Source organism: Stenoxybacter acetivorans DSM 19021, assembly GCF_000745895.1.
In the GTDB taxonomy this organism is placed as follows: Bacteria; Pseudomonadota; Gammaproteobacteria; order Burkholderiales; family Neisseriaceae; genus Stenoxybacter; species Stenoxybacter acetivorans.
On sequence record NZ_JQKE01000127.1, the window covers coordinates 1 to 1,874 of the forward strand.

Below are 1,874 nucleotides of genomic sequence, written 5' to 3' on the forward strand. Positions count from 1 at the left end.
CAAGCACGAGCTGATTGCCGGTGTCGGCAGCCGCATGGGCGGAAACGGTGTCTGCTTCCGCCGGTTTGTCGGCTTCGCAAACTTGGGCAAAATAGTTGTCAATGGTGATGACTTCACCATTGCTCAAGACCACGATCAGGTGATCGCCTTCTTGTTTCATTTCTACAACAGTATTTGCACCAATGCCCAGTTTCACCAGTACGTTTTCAGTGCCGGGCAGGCTCACTTCTGTGCCTTTGGTTTGCAATACAACCTTCGCGCCGGCGCGCGAAATGACTTCGATGTTGACCATGGAGTATCCCCTCTCAAGCCTAAATAAAATTAAGCAAATAACCAGTTAATAAATAAAAACAAATATTTAAATTTCATTTTTTACTTAGTTAGCAATACGGCAATACCGTAACTTTCTAGTACAGTAGTGCGGTAATACAATAATGAAATTATTTCGCATGGCAAACTGTAGCAAAAAATTAGGCTTTGCGCTCTATTTTTTAGAACTTGAATTCTAAAAACTTTATTCACAGAAATTTACTTTACAAACAAATGTTTATAAATGTAATGATATTTCAATTGGCTTTTTTTAAATAAGTCTATTTTTTGCACGCATGGGGGGGGGGTAAGTATTTGTTTAATATATTAAAATATTTTAAAAGATGTGGTAGCTAATGCAGCCGTCAAAAAATACAGGTTGAAAAAACAGCAAGTGTAAAAATACTCATAAAAGAAAACGCATTGTTCTTTACAATAAAAAACAATAAAATACTAAATTGTATTTTTAAATGTTATTGATAGCTAGACGGAAATATCGGTTTGCCTGATCAAAAAACCGCTCAATCCTGTTAAGAATTAAGCGGAATAATCAGCAGCACTTCAAGAAGTTCACGCAGCAAATTTTCACGGCACAAAATCCGGTATTTCGGTTGCCAAAAAGGCATTTGAAAAATACCCAACCATAAGCGGTTCAGTGCTGACGCAGGTTACCGCAAGACTTTTGAGGAAAATATCGCTGACCAATTGGGCATTGGCGTTGATATTTCTGCCCGAATCACGCCTGAATGACTTACTTTGTTTAGGCGTTATTAAACATAGGTTCTTAGACAGTTTATAGGTGATTTAAACGCTATTGCCGATTGATTCACTCGCATTGTCAGAACGTTTTTCTTCAGGGAAAAACCTCGTTAAAGCACACATTTCGCCCTTAACGAGGTTGTTTGATTATTAATAAATTTTCCGCCTGTTGCCGACTTGTACCACCAAAACACGTAACGCACCGTCCTGAATATCGCAAATCACCCGATAATCACCAATTCGGTAACGCCAAAAATCGCCCAGTGATCCCGTCAATGCTTTATCTGTTTGCTGCGGATTATCCAGTATGGCAATGCGCGTATCCATGAAATCAACGATGCGGCAAGCGGTTTGCTTGTCCAGCTTGTGCAGTTGTTTCTTGGCAGTGTCAGTGTAGTCAATTGTCCAAACCAAGAGATTTCCTTATGTCGGCAGATGAATGAATCGGTTCATGCCCTTTGCGGACACGTTCCAATACTTCCGCAGCAAGGTAGTAATCCTCCGCTTCTTCTATTCCGTGTTCGATGATTTCGCGTAAGTAACTGCACATAAACCCGTCGCATTTCGGCAGCCCCTGCGCTAGTGCAGAATTCTCTGCAGATGAACCTGATACAGCTCATTTAGCATCTTAAAGCTCAGACCGGGGCGGGAATAGTTATTGATTTGTTCCGGTGCGTTTTGCAAATACGCTTCGCTGTAATTCAAAATGCTCCCACCGGGAATCATATTTAATATATATCAATTTAATTTTAATAAATAAAATTGAAACATGATTTTTAATAAACCAACAATTTAACCAACATATC

General features: G+C 39.7%; 3 protein-coding genes. All 3 read right to left on the reverse strand.

Annotation, left to right across the window (positions count from 1 at the left end):
• On the reverse strand, nt 1-292 hold a 292-nt coding region (locus Q384_RS10865), incomplete at its 3' end, for a BapA/Bap/LapF family prefix-like domain-containing protein (protein ID WP_037588075.1).
• A gap of 926 nt (nt 293-1,218) precedes the next feature.
• A complete protein-coding gene (locus tag Q384_RS10870) occupies nt 1,219-1,482 on the reverse strand; it encodes a type II toxin-antitoxin system RelE family toxin (protein WP_037588077.1) in 264 nt (87 codons plus the stop codon).
• Nucleotides 1,466-1,618 (reverse strand): type II toxin-antitoxin system RelB family antitoxin, encoded by a 153-nt coding sequence (relB, locus tag Q384_RS13495; RefSeq protein WP_211251109.1) that lies wholly within the window; start codon nt 1,616-1,618, stop codon nt 1,466-1,468. The genes Q384_RS10870 and relB overlap by 17 nt, the downstream gene beginning before the upstream one ends.
• Between the last annotated feature and the right edge of the window lie 256 nt (nt 1,619-1,874).

Excerpts from the sequence above, each read along its gene's own strand:
- relB (WP_211251109.1), bottom strand. The coding sequence starts at position 1,618 with ATGTGCAGTTACTTACGCGAAATCATCGAACACGGAATAGAAGAAGCG.